The organism is Vibrio sp. B183, assembly GCF_000740665.1.
GTDB lineage: Bacteria > Pseudomonadota > Gammaproteobacteria > Enterobacterales > Vibrionaceae > Vibrio > Vibrio coralliilyticus.
The window spans coordinates 22,055-38,445 of the sequence record NZ_JPQB01000006.1 but is presented as its reverse complement, the minus strand read 5'-3'; the positions used below and the strand labels follow the sequence as shown (position 1 = coordinate 38,445).

At 43.4% G+C, this 16,391-nt stretch carries 21 protein-coding genes; 7 read left to right on the top strand and 14 right to left on the bottom strand.

The genetic code is table 11. From position 1 onward, the window contains the following. The first annotated feature begins 195 nt into the window (after nt 1-195). The 5 genes from IX95_RS08370 (at nt 196) to IX95_RS08350 (ending at nt 4,094) form a co-directional block, all read left to right on the top strand. Nucleotides 196-879 (top strand): DUF3334 family protein, encoded by a 684-nt coding sequence (locus IX95_RS08370; protein WP_019275643.1) that lies wholly within the window; start codon nt 196-198, stop codon nt 877-879. A 169-nt stretch (nt 880-1,048) separates the two neighbouring features. Then, complete coding sequence (locus tag IX95_RS08365) at nt 1,049-1,732, top strand: DUF2786 domain-containing protein (protein WP_006962010.1); 684 nt, start codon at nt 1,049-1,051, stop codon at nt 1,730-1,732. A gap of 194 nt (nt 1,733-1,926) precedes the next feature. Further along, on the top strand, nt 1,927-2,595 hold the full coding sequence (locus IX95_RS08360) for an OmpA family protein (protein WP_038158668.1): 669 nt from the start codon (nt 1,927-1,929) through the stop codon (nt 2,593-2,595). A 114-nt stretch (nt 2,596-2,709) separates the two neighbouring features. Next, a complete protein-coding gene (locus tag IX95_RS08355) occupies nt 2,710-3,744 on the top strand; it encodes a tetratricopeptide repeat protein (RefSeq protein ID WP_038158664.1) in 1,035 nt (344 codons plus the stop codon). Between the two features lie 170 nt (nt 3,745-3,914). Then, on the top strand, nt 3,915-4,094 hold the full coding sequence (locus tag IX95_RS08350) for a hypothetical protein (protein WP_038158662.1): 180 nt from the start codon (nt 3,915-3,917) through the stop codon (nt 4,092-4,094). Nucleotides 4,095-4,171: 77 nt separating this feature from the next. On the opposite strand, the gene maiA is transcribed toward IX95_RS08350, so the two are convergent. The 4 genes from maiA to hppD are packed head-to-tail and all read right to left on the bottom strand — an operon-like array spanning nt 4,172 to nt 8,053. Beyond that, nucleotides 4,172-4,825: a maleylacetoacetate isomerase gene (gene maiA / locus IX95_RS08345; protein ID WP_038158659.1), complete on the bottom strand. Its 654-nt coding sequence runs from the start codon at nt 4,823-4,825 to the stop codon at nt 4,172-4,174. Next, nucleotides 4,825-5,835: a fumarylacetoacetate hydrolase family protein gene (locus IX95_RS08340; RefSeq protein ID WP_038158656.1), complete on the bottom strand. Its 1,011-nt coding sequence runs from the start codon at nt 5,833-5,835 to the stop codon at nt 4,825-4,827. Before IX95_RS08340 ends, maiA begins: the two co-directional genes overlap by 1 nt. A 12-nt stretch (nt 5,836-5,847) precedes the next feature. After that, entirely contained in the window at nt 5,848-6,987 is a 1,140-nt protein-coding gene (locus IX95_RS08335; protein ID WP_038158654.1) for a homogentisate 1,2-dioxygenase, read from the bottom strand. After that, nucleotides 6,980-8,053 carry a 4-hydroxyphenylpyruvate dioxygenase gene (hppD, locus tag IX95_RS08330; protein WP_038158651.1) on the bottom strand — a complete coding sequence of 358 codons (1,074 nt, stop codon included), beginning with the start codon at nt 8,051-8,053 and terminating at the stop codon, nt 6,980-6,982. Before hppD ends, IX95_RS08335 begins: the two co-directional genes overlap by 8 nt. 481 nt (nt 8,054-8,534) lie before the next feature. On the opposite strand from hppD, the gene IX95_RS08325 reads away from it, so the two are divergent. Together IX95_RS08325 and IX95_RS08320 are read left to right on the top strand one after the other, a co-directional pair. After that, the gene (locus tag IX95_RS08325; RefSeq protein ID WP_038158650.1) at nt 8,535-9,641 is read left to right on the top strand and encodes a M20/M25/M40 family metallo-hydrolase; all 1,107 of its coding nucleotides are present in this window, start codon (nt 8,535-8,537) and stop codon (nt 9,639-9,641) included. Between the two features lie 205 nt (nt 9,642-9,846). Further along, complete coding sequence (locus IX95_RS08320) at nt 9,847-10,368, top strand: hypothetical protein (RefSeq protein ID WP_038158647.1); 522 nt, start codon at nt 9,847-9,849, stop codon at nt 10,366-10,368. A gap of 339 nt (nt 10,369-10,707) precedes the next feature. On the opposite strand, the gene IX95_RS08315 is transcribed toward IX95_RS08320, so the two are convergent. The 10 genes from IX95_RS08315 to IX95_RS08270 all read right to left on the bottom strand — a co-directional run bounded on the left by IX95_RS08315 (nt 10,708) and on the right by IX95_RS08270 (nt 16,389). Beyond that, complete coding sequence (locus IX95_RS08315; protein ID WP_038158645.1) at nt 10,708-11,562, bottom strand: DMT family transporter; 855 nt, start codon at nt 11,560-11,562, stop codon at nt 10,708-10,710. A 127-nt stretch (nt 11,563-11,689) separates the two neighbouring features. Beyond that, nucleotides 11,690-12,319: an HAD family hydrolase gene (locus IX95_RS08310; protein WP_019275654.1), complete on the bottom strand. Its 630-nt coding sequence runs from the start codon at nt 12,317-12,319 to the stop codon at nt 11,690-11,692. 20 nt (nt 12,320-12,339) lie between these two features. Next, nucleotides 12,340-12,804 carry an acyltransferase gene (locus tag IX95_RS08305; RefSeq protein WP_171354708.1) on the bottom strand — a complete coding sequence of 155 codons (465 nt, stop codon included), beginning with the start codon at nt 12,802-12,804 and terminating at the stop codon, nt 12,340-12,342. A 101-nt stretch (nt 12,805-12,905) separates the two neighbouring features. Further along, nucleotides 12,906-13,280 carry a nuclear transport factor 2 family protein gene (locus tag IX95_RS08300; protein ID WP_038158641.1) on the bottom strand — a complete coding sequence of 125 codons (375 nt, stop codon included), beginning with the start codon at nt 13,278-13,280 and terminating at the stop codon, nt 12,906-12,908. A 44-nt stretch (nt 13,281-13,324) separates the two neighbouring features. Further along, complete coding sequence (locus IX95_RS08295) at nt 13,325-13,774, bottom strand: GNAT family N-acetyltransferase (RefSeq protein ID WP_038158638.1); 450 nt, start codon at nt 13,772-13,774, stop codon at nt 13,325-13,327. Nucleotides 13,775-13,791: 17 nt separating this feature from the next. Beyond that, nucleotides 13,792-14,307, bottom strand: a complete 516-nt coding sequence (locus tag IX95_RS08290; RefSeq protein WP_038158636.1) for a GNAT family N-acetyltransferase — start codon at nt 14,305-14,307, stop codon at nt 13,792-13,794. A gap of 5 nt (nt 14,308-14,312) precedes the next feature. Then, nucleotides 14,313-14,822 carry a GNAT family N-acetyltransferase gene (locus IX95_RS08285; RefSeq protein WP_021456437.1) on the bottom strand — a complete coding sequence of 170 codons (510 nt, stop codon included), beginning with the start codon at nt 14,820-14,822 and terminating at the stop codon, nt 14,313-14,315. A gap of 23 nt (nt 14,823-14,845) precedes the next feature. Beyond that, nucleotides 14,846-15,070 (bottom strand): hypothetical protein, encoded by a 225-nt coding sequence (locus tag IX95_RS08280; RefSeq protein WP_021456438.1) that lies wholly within the window; start codon nt 15,068-15,070, stop codon nt 14,846-14,848. 1 nt (nt 15,071) lies between these two features. Continuing rightward, nucleotides 15,072-15,842 (bottom strand): nucleotidyltransferase domain-containing protein, encoded by a 771-nt coding sequence (locus tag IX95_RS08275; protein WP_051912508.1) that lies wholly within the window; start codon nt 15,840-15,842, stop codon nt 15,072-15,074. After that, nucleotides 15,835-16,389 carry a GNAT family N-acetyltransferase gene (locus tag IX95_RS08270; RefSeq protein WP_038158628.1) on the bottom strand — a complete coding sequence of 185 codons (555 nt, stop codon included), beginning with the start codon at nt 16,387-16,389 and terminating at the stop codon, nt 15,835-15,837. Before IX95_RS08270 ends, IX95_RS08275 begins: the two co-directional genes overlap by 8 nt. Nucleotides 16,390-16,391: the final 2 nt, after the last annotated feature.

Here is a 16,391-nt window from a genome sequence, read left to right as displayed (position 1 = left end):
CCCCTACTACGCTGATCCTATTCAGCATTGGGTTCAATACAATAAGTAATATTTTTTTGATTTTCGTCACTTTACAACATTTGAAAGGGTGAATAAAACAGAATTGCAATGTCAGAATGGCACTAATCGCAATTCTTACCCACACTTAGTAATTATACCTAGATTAGTAAGTGCCTTTTTATGAGCGAATCATCAATGAAAAAAAATAAAATTATCACCACAGAAGATATTCTATTAAAGCTTTGCCAATCTGTGTCTGGCGTTCTGACTTCAGCAACAAGCTCTGATATTAGCTATTCAGCGATGGTGCAAAAAATCACTAAGACCAGCCTGAAACCGGACTTTGGCTGCTTTGTATTGTTTGACGGTGGCTTTTCAGGATTGGTTGTTATCAACTTCACATCAAAAGCAGCTTTAGAGATTTATACGAACTACATGCGTAATATGGGCATGCCAGAAGAGGAATTAGCTGTCCTACACACTTCAGATGAGGTGGGTGATGTTCTTGGTGAGCTAATGAACCAGCTAGTTGGTGACTTTACCAACCAAGTGAGAAAAGATCTTCAAACGCACATCACTCAGAATCAGCCGAAGATGTTAACGCTGAACAAACAAGTGATCTTGTCGGTAGACACCAACTTAGATCGCCCACAGGCGCGTCGAGTTACCTTCTCAACAGAAAATGGCAATATTTTCTACCTTGAGCTAGCAATGGACAAAACTGAGTTTATTCAGTTAGAGGAATTCGAATCACACGAAGATGAGAGCCCAGATTCAATTCTTGAACAAGCTCAGAAAAAGCTGACGTCAAAGAAAGAAGCACCTAAAGAAGAAGCGGATCCAAATGGCAGCGATCTACTCGATGAACTAGGTATCTAAGCCAGTTCTCTTCCTTCAATAAGCCGCTGAAAAACAGCGGCTTTTTTACTTTTATTAATGGTTTGTTTCGAAACAAATCTTCCAAGCGAGCCAGTCAAGAGTTTCGTTTTAATGTCAGAAGCGTTAAAATGGTCGACTTCGTAAAAATCAGTGAGATTTTCTGTTGTCGATGGATAAACAAAAAGCCCTCAAAAAAATTGCTAAGTGTCTAGAACTTGGTAACTCAGCCAACGTTAATGAAGCGGCGAATGCGATCAAAATGGCGCACCGCCTCATGCTTAAGTACGGCTTAGACAAAGATGATATTGAATTCATCAAAATGGGCAAAACTAAATCGACACACTTACTACCATCTAACGTCAGCTCGACCTTGCTTCGCATCATTCGGGGTATAAACACTAAGTTTGGTGTTGAGGCTGTGCTGACCAACCACAAAGGCTTGAAACGCGCCGAGTTCATCGGTGAGGCAGATCGTGCAATTTTCGCGGCGTTCGCATTCGATATCATTTATCGTGAACTGAATGAGCAAACAGGTAAATTCCGCAATAGCTTTGCGGGGACGGGAACTTCGACGGGTGAAGTTTCTCGACGGGTCAATTCGTTTGTTTCTGGTTGGGTTGAGGGTGCATTGGAAAAACTGCCTATCATTAGCCCAGATGACGATTCAAACAAGAAAATCGACGACTACATCGATAAAGAGTTTAAGAATATTGACCGTGAAACGTTCAAGAAGCAACTGAGAGAAGCGATGAAAAACCTGACTGAAGATTACGAAGTCGGTCTTAAAAAAGGCCGCTCAGTATCAGTAAGCCGCCCTATTGATGGCGCACAAGCCCCTAAAATGCTCCGCTAATTTCTTATCCAATTTCCCATAACCTGGCTGAATTTCCATCACTTACGTTCAGCCAGCGTTAATATTCAGTCAATTAATATCTCCTCAATTGACATAAGTAACAACAAATAGTTAATTCTGTTCCCGCAAAAGTTCGCTTCTTTGCTTCATTCCTCGCGAACAAACGAATACTAAGAATACATGGAGATGTTTTCGTGAAAAAAATGACTTTAGCGCTAGCCGTCGCTATTGCCCTGTCCGGCTGTCAGGCAACTCAGCGCCAAAATGCAACCACTGGTGAATCAGAAACAAACTCAGCGACCAAAGGTGCCTTACTCGGTGCTCTAGCAGGTGCAGCGGTGGGATTAGCAACAGGCGATGATGCAACTGAGCGTCGTCAACACGCTTTAATAGGTGCAGCTGGCGGTGCAGCTGTTGGAGGCGGCGTAGGTTACTACTTCGATCAACAAGAGGCTGCGCTAAGAAAAGAATTGTTAGACTCTGGCGTGCAAGTGGAGCGTGTTGGTGAAAATCAGCTAATGCTTCGTATGGAAAATGGCATTGGCTTTCAAACCAGCTCATACAACTTAGACCCAAGCATTCATAACACCTTGCGTGGCGTGGCGAAAATTCTGGTCGAATACCCTGATACCAGCTTGGTCATTGAGGGACATACAGACAGCACTGGCAGTGATACCACTAACCAAGTGTTATCTGAACGTAGAGCCAAATCCGTGCGCTCCTATCTTATCTCTCAGGGTGTTGCTTCCGGACGTGCCATCGCACGTGGTAATGGCGAACGTTTCCCTCTATGTACGAACAGCACCTCAGAAGGTCGTGCTTGCAACCGAAGAGTCGAGATCAAGATACTACCTCTCAAATAATACCCGTGATTTTCTCGATGAAAATGGCTTCTCAGGAAGCCATTTTTTTATTTATCAGATAAATACATTACACTATAGTGCAGGTAAGCCAGTTTTAATGGACTAAAGAATATCTTGAAATTTATCAGCCTTTTATTGTTGTTATTGTCCCCTCTCAGTTTGGCAGAGTCGATTGAAGCTTTAACCGCTAAAGCTCAGAATGACGACATAGAAGCACAGGTTCAGCTGGCCAACCAATACCTCAATGGTGAAGAAACACCACCTTCACGAGGTGATGCCATTTACTGGTTTGAGCAAGCCGCTAACAATGGTAGTGCTGAAGCCATCGCCCAATTAGCCTCTCTTCATCTTCAGGGTGACAATAAGAACACTAAAGAAGCGATTTACTGGCTGACGCAACTCGCGGTAGCAGGTAACGTAAAGGCTCAGTTAAATCTTGGCAAAGTGTATGAAAACATGCCTCACTCACCAGAAACACTGGATTTGGCAGAAATCTGGTATCGCACAGCTTCACCACAAAGTGAAGAAGCAGAGCAAGCTTATGCAAGAGTGTTGGAGAAGAAGTTCAACGCTCAGAGAGCGAAGCAAGTGTCCTCAATTGGTCAGTTAGAAGTCGCTTTTGACGATTCCAGTATTCAACTAAGTCCAATCGCTAAGAGCAAATCCAGCTCCAATAAGCGCAGTAACGACATCATTTATTCTTTGATTGGGGTTTCGACAGTACTTTTTATTTTAGCGATCTGGCTAGTCCGAAAAGTGAGTAAGCTGAAAGCACATTCAACACTCTCACATAAAGATTTATCCTCCGAAAAACGTCAATTGGAGTCTCAGCTAAAAGACAAAAATAACTTATTGAAACAACAGAAAAAGCAACTTGAAACATTGTACAAACAGTTTAAGAAAATTCAGTCTGCTCAAAGTCCTAACCCCCAAAGACGCCATGCTGAACCTTCAGCATCAGAACAAAAGCTTTCTCTGGCCTGTGCTCTATTTGGATTCAAAGTCGGCGCAATTCCTGCTGAAAAAGAAATCAAAGTGAGATATAAGCAGTTGTGTAAGATTTACCATCCAGATTTAAAAGGCAGTGACGAAGAAATGAAACGCCTGAATAGTGCGTTAAAGATCATCCTTACCAGTGTTAATAGATAGTTACAAATTAAAACACATTGAGTTTAAAACGCTCAAAGGGCTTATTTTTACTCACTTGCGCAATCGATCTCTCTCCCAGTTCACGTAACAAATAGTTAACTTACATTCCGCATGTATGTCATAATCTGCGCCGAAAATAACACCTGGTAAAACAAGGTGAGGAGAAATCTATGTTTACTATCGAAGGTATTTGCGACTGGTGCAAAAAACCTAGCCTGGTTACCAAACATGAGTATATTGATGGCCTCTGCCACCACTCTTGCAAAGAGTGTAACGATCTAGCAAAACTGGACGTTCGCCAATTCAATATCGCAGAGAGCCAACAACGTGAGCGCCACTCTCAGTCATAGCAGCCGCAATTTGCTTTCTCGTGAGAAGAAACAGCCACCGTTTGACGGTGGCTTTGTTGTTTTAAGAGGCGCTGATATTAGTTGATCACAGCGTCGGGTTGATTCTCAGGGGAAGCTGCCTGAAAAGCAGGGTGTTGCCTTAGTGACACTGTCACTTTATGAATAATTGGATAACGGCTCAGATCTACATTGAATCGCTCTGCGTTGTACACTTGCGGAACCAAACAAACGTCAACCAAACTAATTTCATCCCCCACACAATAGGCACCATGAGTCTCAGCCAGCTTCTTCTCTAAGCTATGAAATCCGACTTCAATCCAATGGCGATACCATTGTGATTTTTCTGCCTCTTCCACCGATAGCTCGTTGGTTAAATATTGCAGTACGCGCAAATTGTTGATGGGATGAATATCAACTGCAATATCCTGCGCCAAAGCTTTAACTACATACCGCTTTTGTTTATCCAAAGGCGTGAGCAAAAGACTAGGATATAGCTCATCAAGATAATCAATAATGGCAAGTGACTGATTGAGGCGTACGTTACCATCCACAAGGACTGGAACGAGTTCGCTGGCGTTGAGAGACTGGAATTGGGCGGAGTGTTGCTCTCCGCCATTTTTGACCAAATGGATAGACTTCTGCGCATAAGACAGCTGTTTCAAGTTGAGCGCAATTCTAACTCTATAAGCTGCAGACGAGCGCCAGTATCCATACAACGTCATTTCCGACATCAGTATTTCACCACTTTCTGGTCAATCGAGCCAAAAATAGAATCACCAGTTGCGTCTTTCATTTCCATTTTGATTCGGTCGCCAAACTTCATAAAGCTGGTTAAAGGCTTACCATCTCGAATCGTTTCAATCATGCGCACTTCTGCAATACACGAATAACCCACGCCGCCTTCAGCAATAGATGTGCCGTATTCCGTGCCTTGCTTATTTGAGACCGTACCCGATCCCACGATAGCGCCAGCAGACAATGGGCGGGTTTTCGCAGCATGCGCCACCAGTTCAGGAAACTCGAACGTCATATCCACACCGGCATTGGGGCAACCGAATTCTTCACCGTTATAGAAAGACAGCAGAGGCAGAGTGACTTTACCACCATCCCATGCGTCACCTAATTCGTCTGGCGTTACCGCGACCGGAGAGAATACAGAAGAAGGTTTAGATTGGAAGAAACCGAAGCCTTTGGCCAATTCGTTCGGAATCAAACCACGTAGTGAAACATCATTCACTAACATCAATAGGCGAATCGAGTTCTCTGCTTCTTCCGAAGTCGCACCCATAGGTACATCATCGGTGATCACAGCCACTTCACCTTCAAAATCTATGCCCCACTCCTCACTGCCTACAGGAATATCATCTCTAGGCCCGATAAACGCATCGGAGCCCCCTTGATACATGAGTGGGTCGGTCCAGAAACTCGGTGGCATTTCCGCACCACGAGCCTTACGCACCAGCTCAACGTGATTAACGTAAGCACTGCCATCGGCCCACTGATAAGCGCGCGGTAATGGGGATTCACACTGATTTTGTTCAAACGGTATCTCAGAAACCAGTTTACCTTCATTTAATGCTTTATAGACCTCAGCGAGTTGAGGCTCTACTTTCGACCATTGGTCAAGCGCCGACTGCAAAGTGGTGGCAATATCAGGCACAGCCGTACATTTAGTCAGATCTTTACTGACAACGACCAATTGTCCGTCTCGAGTGTCATTTTTCAGGGTCGCTAACTTCATCATTGTTCCCTTTTATTCTTCTGGATGTGATTTCCAACTGTAAACGTATTCTGGGTTCTCTACTGCATGAGCCTCATCGCTAAAGTTTAAAGCGTGTCGGGTATCGATCATCACAGCAACTTCATCAGTAAATTTCTTCTTGTATTGCTGACCCGCTTTAAATGCTTTCGGGTGTGGGCCATGAGTAAAACCTGCTGGGTGGAAAGTCACCATGCCGGCTTCAATATTGTCTCTGCTGAAAAAGTCACCCGCATGATAGAAAAGCACTTCATCGTAGTCATCGTTGTTGTGATAGAACGGTACCTTCAGCGCACCAGGGTCACTTTCAATCGGTCTTGGTACGAAGGTACAAACGACAAAACCTGCTCCTACAAACGTCGTATGTGCTGAAGGTGGTAAGTGGTATCGGTGAGACATTAACGGACGAATATCACGCCAGTTAAGCTTCACAACAGAGAGATCACCGTGCCACCCGATCGCATCAAGCGGGTTAAACGGATAAGTAATCACGCTCACTTGCTCGTGTCTTTTAACCTGCACTTGAGTCTGGTTTTCCGAATACTGCGCTTTGAAATGATCATCAATTGAAGGAATTTCCAACACGGCAGGATCAAACACCGCATGATTGCCAACCATACCTTTTTCAGGCAATGAATAAGCAGCATCGGTATTTTCGACCATAAGAATGAACATTGGCTCAGATGGCTCTAGGCGCCAGTTGGTCGAGCGAGGAATCATCACATAATCCCCTTCGCCGACCTCTAGATGACCGTAGTCGCAATACAGATCCGCTTTACCCTGATGGATAAACAGCAGTTCATCCCCATCGGCGTTTCGTACAAGAAAATCCATCTTGTCTTCCATACGCCAGATACGAATTTTACAGTCATTGTTATGCAAAAGATTCGGCACCACCCATGGTGAAACCTGTGCCGCTTTCTCAACCAGATTAAAATTGAACGCGCGAGGTCTTAACTCCCCTTCCCATTCCATCCAACCTGTTGGTGCATGTTGGTGATGGAAGTGTGCCGCTGGGCCGAAGAATCCGCTTCGGCCTGCTTCGCGCTCATAAATTGCGTCTTCCGGGAAGTCGGCGTGTGCCTGCTTGGAGCACACTCCCTCCCGGTGAGGGAATGTAATCCATTTATGCATCGCTCAATACTCCTCGACGAATCTGATCTTCTTCAATCGATTCAAACAGCGCTTTGAAGTTACCTTCACCAAAACCTTCGTTTCCTTTACGCTGAATAATCTCAAAGAAAACCGGACCAATTACCGTTTGGGTAAAGATTTGTAGCAAGATGCCATCTTTCATCGGCGCACCATCGATCAAGATCTGCAGATCTTTTAGTTTCTCAACATCTTCCGTGTGGCCTTCAACTCTCGAATCGATTTTTTCGTAGTAAGTGTCTGGCGTTGGCATAAAGTCCATACCACGGTCGCGCAATGTTTGTACGGTTTGATAGATATCATCCGTTGTCATTGCGATGTGCTGGATGCCTTCGCCATTGTATTCACGAATAAACTCTTCAATTTGTGATTTGTCGTCTGAAGACTCATTGATTGGGATGCGGATTTTGCCACATGGTGCCGTCATCGCTCGGCTGACTAGGCCAGTCAACTTACCTTCGATGTCGAAATAGCGAATTTCACGGAAATTACCAATACGCTCATAGAAGCCAGCCCATGTATCCATGTTGCCCTGCTTAACGTTATGAGTCAGGTGGTCAATTTCATACATGCCTACATCCGCTTCCTTCAAGCGAGCTTCAGCGTCTTCGTAAAAATTGAAATCAACATCATAAATGCTCTGTTTTCCGTAACGATCCACAAAATACAGTAAGCTTTCACCGATTCCGTATACCCCTGGAATACTTAATTCCATTGGGCCGACTTCAGTTTTATACTCTTCTGCCCCATTTTCTATCGCATGTGCCATTGCAACACCGGCATCTTTGACACGAAATGCCATGCCACAAACCGATGGTCCATGAATTTTGGCAAACTCTTCAGCCTGACTATGGGGCTGAGCATTGACGATGAAGCTAATATCTCCCTGGCGGTATAGCCACGCTTCTTTCGAACGGTGCTTGGCTATCTCCGCGAACCCTAGAGAAACAAACAACGCCTTCAATTGCCCGATCCCTTCATCTGTCGCAGCGGTGTACTCGACAAATTCAAATCCATCAGTTCCAAGTGGGTTATATGTTTGAGTCATTGTTCTTCCCTCAGTGATTGGTTACGTCCTTTCTTATTAACTTGAACCAACTTGATGACTAAGGGAATAAAGCTGCTCTAAATCGCTCTGGATGTACTTTTAAGTTATTTTGTAAATAAAACGTAACAGAACCAGACCAAATCGTTAAGAGACTGAATAATATAAATTTATCGCAAAAATTAGTAACATTTATTTTACATTCAACATATCAATTAGCAACTTCGTTGCCCATGCGCACCATTTACTCGGCCAGCACTGCTCCGATTTGATAGGTAAAATTAAACACATTGCCTAGCAATAAGTATCAGATTTATCTGAAGAATGAATAGATAAACCGAACACGTATAAATAATAAAAATCTCACTTTTAGGCTCCCGAGATTTCAGCAACATAACCCCTCATTTATTGATTTAACTCAGAGATCGGAATCTACGGGCAAGGATATGGTAACGGCCTCTGTTCCCAAAAAGGTCAAATAACAATGAGTGAGATAAACCGTGAACGTCTGATAGAGCATTTCTTTCAGCTTATAAAGATCGACAGTGAATCACGTAATGAAAAGCAGATAGCTGAAACACTCGCAGAGCAGCTTGGTGCAATGGGACTCACTGTGCACAAATTACCCGTACCACAGCAAGTTTCCAATGGCTTTAATGTATACGCCCGACTTGAAGGCAGCCTTGATGGTAGCGTCGTTCTCAGTAGTCATATGGACACGGTCACGCCGGGTATTGGTATTGAGCCTGTCATTGAAGACGGTATCATTCGTTCCAAAGGCGATACTATTCTTGGCGGTGACGACAAATCGGGCATCGCTGCGATCATGGAAGCCATCCGCTGTATTCAATCTGAGGCATTGGCGCATAAAACCATTGAACTTGCCTTTACGGTTCATGAAGAAGGTGGCTTGTTTGGTTCTCAGCACTTTGACATGTCATACATCACGTCAGACAAAGCGATTGTTCTTGATACAGGTGGACCAATCGGCACTATCGTCAACGCAGCACCAGGCCAACAAAAGATAATTGCGAAAATTAAAGGTAAACCAGCCCACGCAGGTCTAGCACCTGAAGAAGGGATTAGTGCCATTCAGGTCGCAGCGGATGCCATCAGTAAAATGAAGTTGCTTCGTATCGACAGTGAAACCACTGCGAACATTGGTATTGTGGAAGGCGGAAACGCAACAAATATCGTTATGCCGGAACTTAAAGTCGTCGCAGAAGCCCGCTCTCTAAATGACGACAAACTGACCCAACAAGTGTCTCATATGATCGAGACATTTGAGCACACATGCCAGCAACACGGAGCTAGCGTAGAGATTGAATCTACCCGCGCATACAATGCATTTGTTATTGCAGATGATCACCCGCACATTGAGTCCGTTAAAGCATCATTTGAAGCCATTGGCGCCAAACCTTACACCAAAGGCACAGGTGGTGGCAGCGATGCAAATAACTTTAACGCGAAGGGTCTAACAACAGTTAATGTCTCGACTGGTATGGCAAAAGTTCATACTACCGAAGAATTCATCGCCATCGATGATATGGTAAAAATTTCACAATTTGTGAAACATTACCTAACTCATTAATAATAACTAAATTAGAGCCAGCTTATATTATCTGGCTCTTTACTTCAATTAGCCATCCTGCTCAAATAGCAACCAGCTCAATGTCGGTTAATATCTAATTACTTATTTCTTCATTATTTCGCCAGTCATTTATAGTCAATAATATTGATAGCATAAATATAGATTGTTAAACTGCGCCGTCTCAATAACAATACATTGCATATTAATGTTTATAAGAACTGCATTACTCATCGTCACTTGTGCTTTTTCATCGTTGTCACTCGCCAAAGCCTCAGAAAAAGGAACTACAGAACAAATTTATCATTCTGGAAGCAACTACTTAGCAGAAAGCTATGATGTATTTTCACCGGATAACAAAACATTTGAATTGGTTTTGAAAGATCTCGATTCGGACAAATGTTTGGTGTTCCAAAAAAGTGAGAAGTCAGATCTAGTCCGTGTCTATGCGACTAACCTGAATAAGAGTCACTACGTTACGCGGCCAATATCAGGCAAGATTCAAATTCGCTTCAGCGAAGACCCGAATCTCTATGATCTTACGACAAACAGACATTACATCAGACCAACGCTTACGCGGTTGAGTAAAGAAAGAGATGCTGAGTTGTTTAAAAGTTTGAGCGTACAGGAGATTATGTTTGTAAAACTCGATGTACTAGGTAAAGAACACGTATTAAAAATCAATATCGAGGATTTAGAAGAACTATTGAAGATGGGGACCTTTATTTAAGAGTTCATATTTTCATCATTTGAGTGAGCTTATATAAAAACACCCTTTTAAATATAAGCTCTTTATATGAATAACTCTCCTCAGTGCAATCGTTTTACTTATTAAATCTCCCCAACCTTTAATTGATATAATTATATATACCCCTCCAGCTAATCTTGAAAAATTAAACGAATGCTTGCCTATAAGTAAAACTCTCCGCACTCGCAGTGTACGTTTACCTGCTCTTCTAAATCTAGGAGGCCATGATTTTGATACCAAGGAAAGTAAATAACCCTCCAGTCATACAACCCATCACCACTAATATCTTCTGATAGGCGGATTTCGTAGAACGAAGAGATGTTAAGTCTTAACCATAGATTTTTTGGGAGAGTGGAGGTTTAGTAAATTCCCGCTCAACATCAATAGAGCACCTAGTATCAGAGAAGTATCAAACGATTCCGAGTAAAGCACAATACCGACTGCAGCGATGACTGGTAGCCTCAAGAAGTCCATCGTTACGACCACGCTGGCTTCAGCATGTTGCATCGCTTTTGTAATACAGAAATGGGCGGTCAACGCGGTGATGCCTACAACAGTAATCCATACCCATTGCCAACCTGACGGAAGCTGCCACTCCGAAAGAGACATACCTAGGCCAATAGGAAGCTGAATCAAACACATCAAAAACAGTATCGTTAGCGGATGCTCAGTTGATGATAAGGACTTCGTTGTCGCATGGGCAACGGAGTAACCTATCGCCGCCCCTAAAACAATAATGGCAGCGAGATTAACGATATCGCTTCCGGGTTGAACGATCATCCATACGCCAGCGAAGCCAAACGTTATTGCACTCACTTTCCGCACATTGAGCTTTTCACCCAGAAATAAACAAGCGATCAATAAGGTCCACAGAGGAACGGTAAATTCTATGGCAAATACTTCGGCTAAAGGTAGTAAGCCGATACCAACAAACCAGCCATACTGACCGCCAAAATGGAAGACATTCCTCAGCGTATGTAGGCCCATACGCTGAGTTCGAAACAACCTAAACTGACCAGATTTAATAATCAATAAAGAGACAATAATCAAACCAATCAGGCTGCGAAAAAACAGGACTAGAAAAGTGTCAACGTGGCCACTTAATTCTCTGGCCCCAACCGCCATTAAGCTAAAAGAGACCAGAGCACCTGTCATCCAAATTGCAGCCATCATCATTTGTTGATTCCTTAATCACTCGAGCACACTACCCGACGACAGCTATATCATACTTTCAGGAAGCTCAACAGAAGGAAAAATCTGGCCTTATCAGTCACTCTAGGACATTTGGATCGTCGACTAAGCCCTACATTTCTTGATAAGACTGAATAGTTTTTAGCGCTTTTGAAAGGTTGTTTTTGCCATTGAAGTCATGCACAACCGCGATAACATCACAGCCTGATGCGGTTCCTGCCTCAACGCCTGCACAGGAATCTTCAAACACTAACGTTCTCTCTGGAGAAACATTGAGCTTGCTCAAGGCAAGTTGATAGGCTTCAGGGTCCGGCTTGTGCTTTGTTACGTGTTCTTGTGTTATCACCACATCAAACATCCCACCTAGCTGCAGGGACTGTAAAATATTATCCACCATCCAAGTGGCCGCAGAACTGACTACCGCACACTGCTTGCCTGCTGACTTTAGATTTTCCAAATACGCTTTTGCTCCCGGGTTAAGAGTCAGATTCTCATCCAGCAATCTCTCATAATGAGCTCTAAAGTACCGGTTAAACTCCTCCAACTCCGGCGCAATGTTCGCATGTGAGAAAAAATGCCCGGTCACTACTGGCCAACTTTCTCCCATCACATCTTTGTAGATATTAAAATCAACTTCGGCGCCGTAATCCTTGCACGCTAGCGCTAAAGCTTGGCCTTTAAGTGGTTCTGAGTTGACTAAGGTACCGTCCATGTCGAACAGGTAAACATCGTAATTTTTCAAACGCTACTCCATGTTTGATTTTATGGTAAATCTCGTAATTTCCTCGCCGGGTTTCCTGCGTAAATCCCTTTTTCTGTGATGTCTTTAGTCACGACACTACCCGCACCGATCACAGCTCCATCACATATGTTGACAGCAAGAATGGTCGCGTTTGACCCCACTGTCACATGGTTGCCGATGTTTGTTCGCCCCCAACTATTAGGATCGGGGTCAGGTTGACCATCTTTGAACAAGTCATTTGCGAACATCACACCATGTCCAATGAAGCAATCCTCACCAATCGTCACGTACTCGCAAATAAAACTGTGCGATTGAATCTTAGTGCGTGAACCAATAACGGTATTCTTTTGTATTTCAACAAATGGCCCGATGAACACACTGTGTTCCAATGTGCATCCATATAAATTGGAGGGTTCAACAATGGTGACGTCGTCCCCAAACGTCACATCCACAACCTTGGCTTGTAATATTCTCGGCACGCTCAAGTTCCTTACTGAAATATCGTATCTTCTATACGACACCAAAGTGATAGAAAAGGTTCGAACTGTTTGAAAGGAATAAACTTTTAGTTGGCCAAGAATGACTTCTACAACACCTCCACCCATTGAGAGCGCCACTCTGGTGCTGCATAATTATCAGGCCAAAACTCGAGTTGTTTGGCAATTAGCCCGTTTACTACAGTATGAAATGTGATGGCTCTGGCGCTCTGAGTACCATCTGTTATCGACACGTCAGTAACAACCGTCTGACCTTCGCAAACTATCGAGTGAATCTCAAAAGTCCAGATACCGTGACTTGGGTAGTTCGTGTTTAGCGCGGCGAAGTTATCTCGTCCAATAATCTTTTCTGACGATTGGGGCCATACGCCTTCAAAATCTTCGCTTAACCATTCGCTGGCCTTGTAAAAATCATTACTTTGCATCGCTTGCCAGAAAGCGTTCACGATTTCTTTTGCATTCATTTTTTTACTCCATTAAAACAAAGTGTGCTGGTGATATCAGAAGATTAGAGTTCGAGATAGAGCCTCAACATATCCTTGTGTTGGATACCATCTTCAAAAATAGGCTCTGGATAGTGGTTGAGAAAATGGTCTTTCCATACCGAATCCACGCGGAAACCGAGGCGTTGATAAAACTTAAGTTGATAGCCAAAACATCCTGTTCCTAACTCAACACGTTTTACACCTGAAGACTTAAGTTCTCTGAGAACAAACTCGAGCAAGTGGCTGCCTATTCCTCTCCCGTGGAAAGTTGGCAAAACAGAAGCATTCATTAACTCCACCAGCGATTGGCTGCGTGGCAGCATAACCATGACACCAATAAACTTTCCCTCATCATCCTCAGCAACAAAACATTGAGATTTGCTCAGATACGACTGAATGTTTTCTTCGCTTGGGTCCGCTTCGAGTAATAGTGGTAATGGCACATGTTCAGGCGCTATCTGCTTGTATTTCATGGCCGACTACTCGCTCTCTACAACTGAATCAAATATCTTGCTAAAAGGTTGGGAAACACTTTACCCATAATAATGTTTTCTAATTGACCGCCATTAGCTTCAATCACTTTTCGGGATGGCAAGTTATCATCATCTGCAGTCACAAGTGCTTTGGATATCCCCAGTTTACGAGCTTCCGCCAATGCTAACTTCAACATCATCTTACCGTTACCTTGGCCTCTGAAATTGGGAGCGATATCATACCCGATATGGCCAGCTTCAGAAGAAAGAAATTCATTTTCAATATGATGACGAATACGAATGGCTCCACGAATACTCTGATTTTCATCAATCAACCAAAAATGGCTACAAGGGACGTAACCCGGTTTTAATTCGATACCCAAGGATTCATTGGAAAGTCGACTTACATAGCGTTCAATATCATTCTCACCTTCCGCATAGTAATCTGCGTTCTCAGGATCATTGTGCTTGAAATCTTGGTAGAATCGAGCAAATGCCTCTTTGAACTGCGATGAAGGGGGGATTAATCTCATCAATTCTATTCCTCACTCTGAGAATTGTTTTTTAGACCATATTGATAGAAAACAACTCTTTGTTCGTTCATGGACTGTTTTACAAAGCCAAGCTTTTCTAAAAGTTTCAACGATGCAATGTTTGACTCATCAACACCAGCGACGAGCTCTCTCCAACCACTTTTGTTCGCAATGGAGTCAATAAACCCAGTGAGCAGCTCACTAGCCAACCCTTGCCCCCAGTACTCTTCTGCGAGTAAATAGCCGATATGAGCACTACCGCTGTCTTGATAGACAAATACGAACCCTGCTAACGCACCATCGTTAGCTCTCACTACGTAAAGCACGCTTTCATCATTCATTTTGCTTAACCAGGTCTCTGCTGATTCATTAGACCTGACTTGGTGAAAGTACGGCGGTAAATTCTCAACAACCTTTTCTGTCAAGGTTGCTTGAATTTCAGATAGAAAATGAGCATTGCGATCACCATCTTTAAACTGCCTTATGGTTAACCTGTTTGTACGATATGCTTCCACCGGAACCTCCATTACTATTAAACTCATCTGTGTTTACGGTGCTTTTTAGCTAACCTTTCGTTGCCCCGTTTGTAATTGCCAGTAACTCTCGCCATCAGTTGCTGTTGGTCATGATTTGAGAGCGCACTAACCTTCGAAACGAATTCAGATGCCTGCTTTCCACGCAATATGGTAACAATCTTACCGTTACGCAAAATCCTCAGTTCAGCCCGATTCTCTTCAAAGGAAAAACCTAGGTCAGACCCCATATTAATACTCCTCAACTTCAAACTGGTAAGCGACTCGTCTACCCCACCCGTTTGCCAATTGCTGAATATCCTCAATACCATAGGGTTGACCTTCAATCATGCGTAGCGCAAGTTCAACACTCTGTGATTCCTTTGGATAATGGTGTAATACGGCTTTTGCACACCACTTGATCTCCACGTGCCAACTGTTGTCCTTTTCTGCGATCAAGGTGTAAGCGCTACGAAGGATCTTCTTAGCCAACATTTTACCCATATACTTATGGTTAGACTCATTAAGCTCATCACATGCTTGGGTTATAAATGACGAGAGATCACCGTTGAGAGCAAAACCGATTTTCCGGTTTGGTTGTAACCGATTGAATTTCTGGGACAAGTCGTCACCTGACACACAACAGCAGCAGTGCTTTAACCAAAACTGCCAGTGATAGATTTCATTTGGAGAAAGGATTGCTTCTAGATGACCAGGATCGAAGTCTATCTTGCTGAAAATAGTTAACTCTTGCTCTAATTCTGATTTGGTGACCTCAAGTTTTCGTTCGGTTTCAAGATCTAAAGGCTTAGTGAAAACAATAGATAAGTCTAAATCTGACTCAAACTCAACCGCAGTTCCCCTAGCTACACTCCCATATAGATAAAGGCTATGAATTTTGCCTGAAAAAGTGTCACGTAAACAGCTAACCACACGGTCAACTGACTGCCTAAACGCGGGCTGAATATAGGCGACTGAACAATGATTAAGAATGTAACCTTGCTCGTCCAACCCGTTATTCATTGGTTTCATCAAGTTTGTCACGCCACTCATGTTGTAATATTGCCATAACTACCGTGTCCCACCAGCGCCCTTTAAAATACCTGTTCTCTTTGAACACCGCTTCTCTGCGCATACCCAAGTCAGAGCAAAGCTTAAGAGCCGCGCGGTTTTCCTTAATCGTTTCGGCGTATATCCGATGCATATTAAGCTCACGAAACCCATAATTTGCCAAAGCCGTCGCAGCTTCATAGATCAAACCACTTCCCTGAAATGAACGTGCTATTCCACATCCCATGGACGCATTATGCTCATCTTCCAATCTCAAGCATACCGTACCAATAAAGATGCCTTGCTGTTTATGCTCTATTGCAAGTTGGTAACTTCTTCTTGGTATTTCGGCAGCCTGTTGAATAAACAATTTGGTCAATTGACGGTATTTTTCTGCTTTGCTGTCCGCTTCGTCATAGAAACGTTGATACTTTTCGTCTTGAGATATCGCCACAAACGCGGCTTCATCTTCTAGCGACATGTCTCTAATAACAAGTCTTGGTGTTTCTAGCCTAAACAATT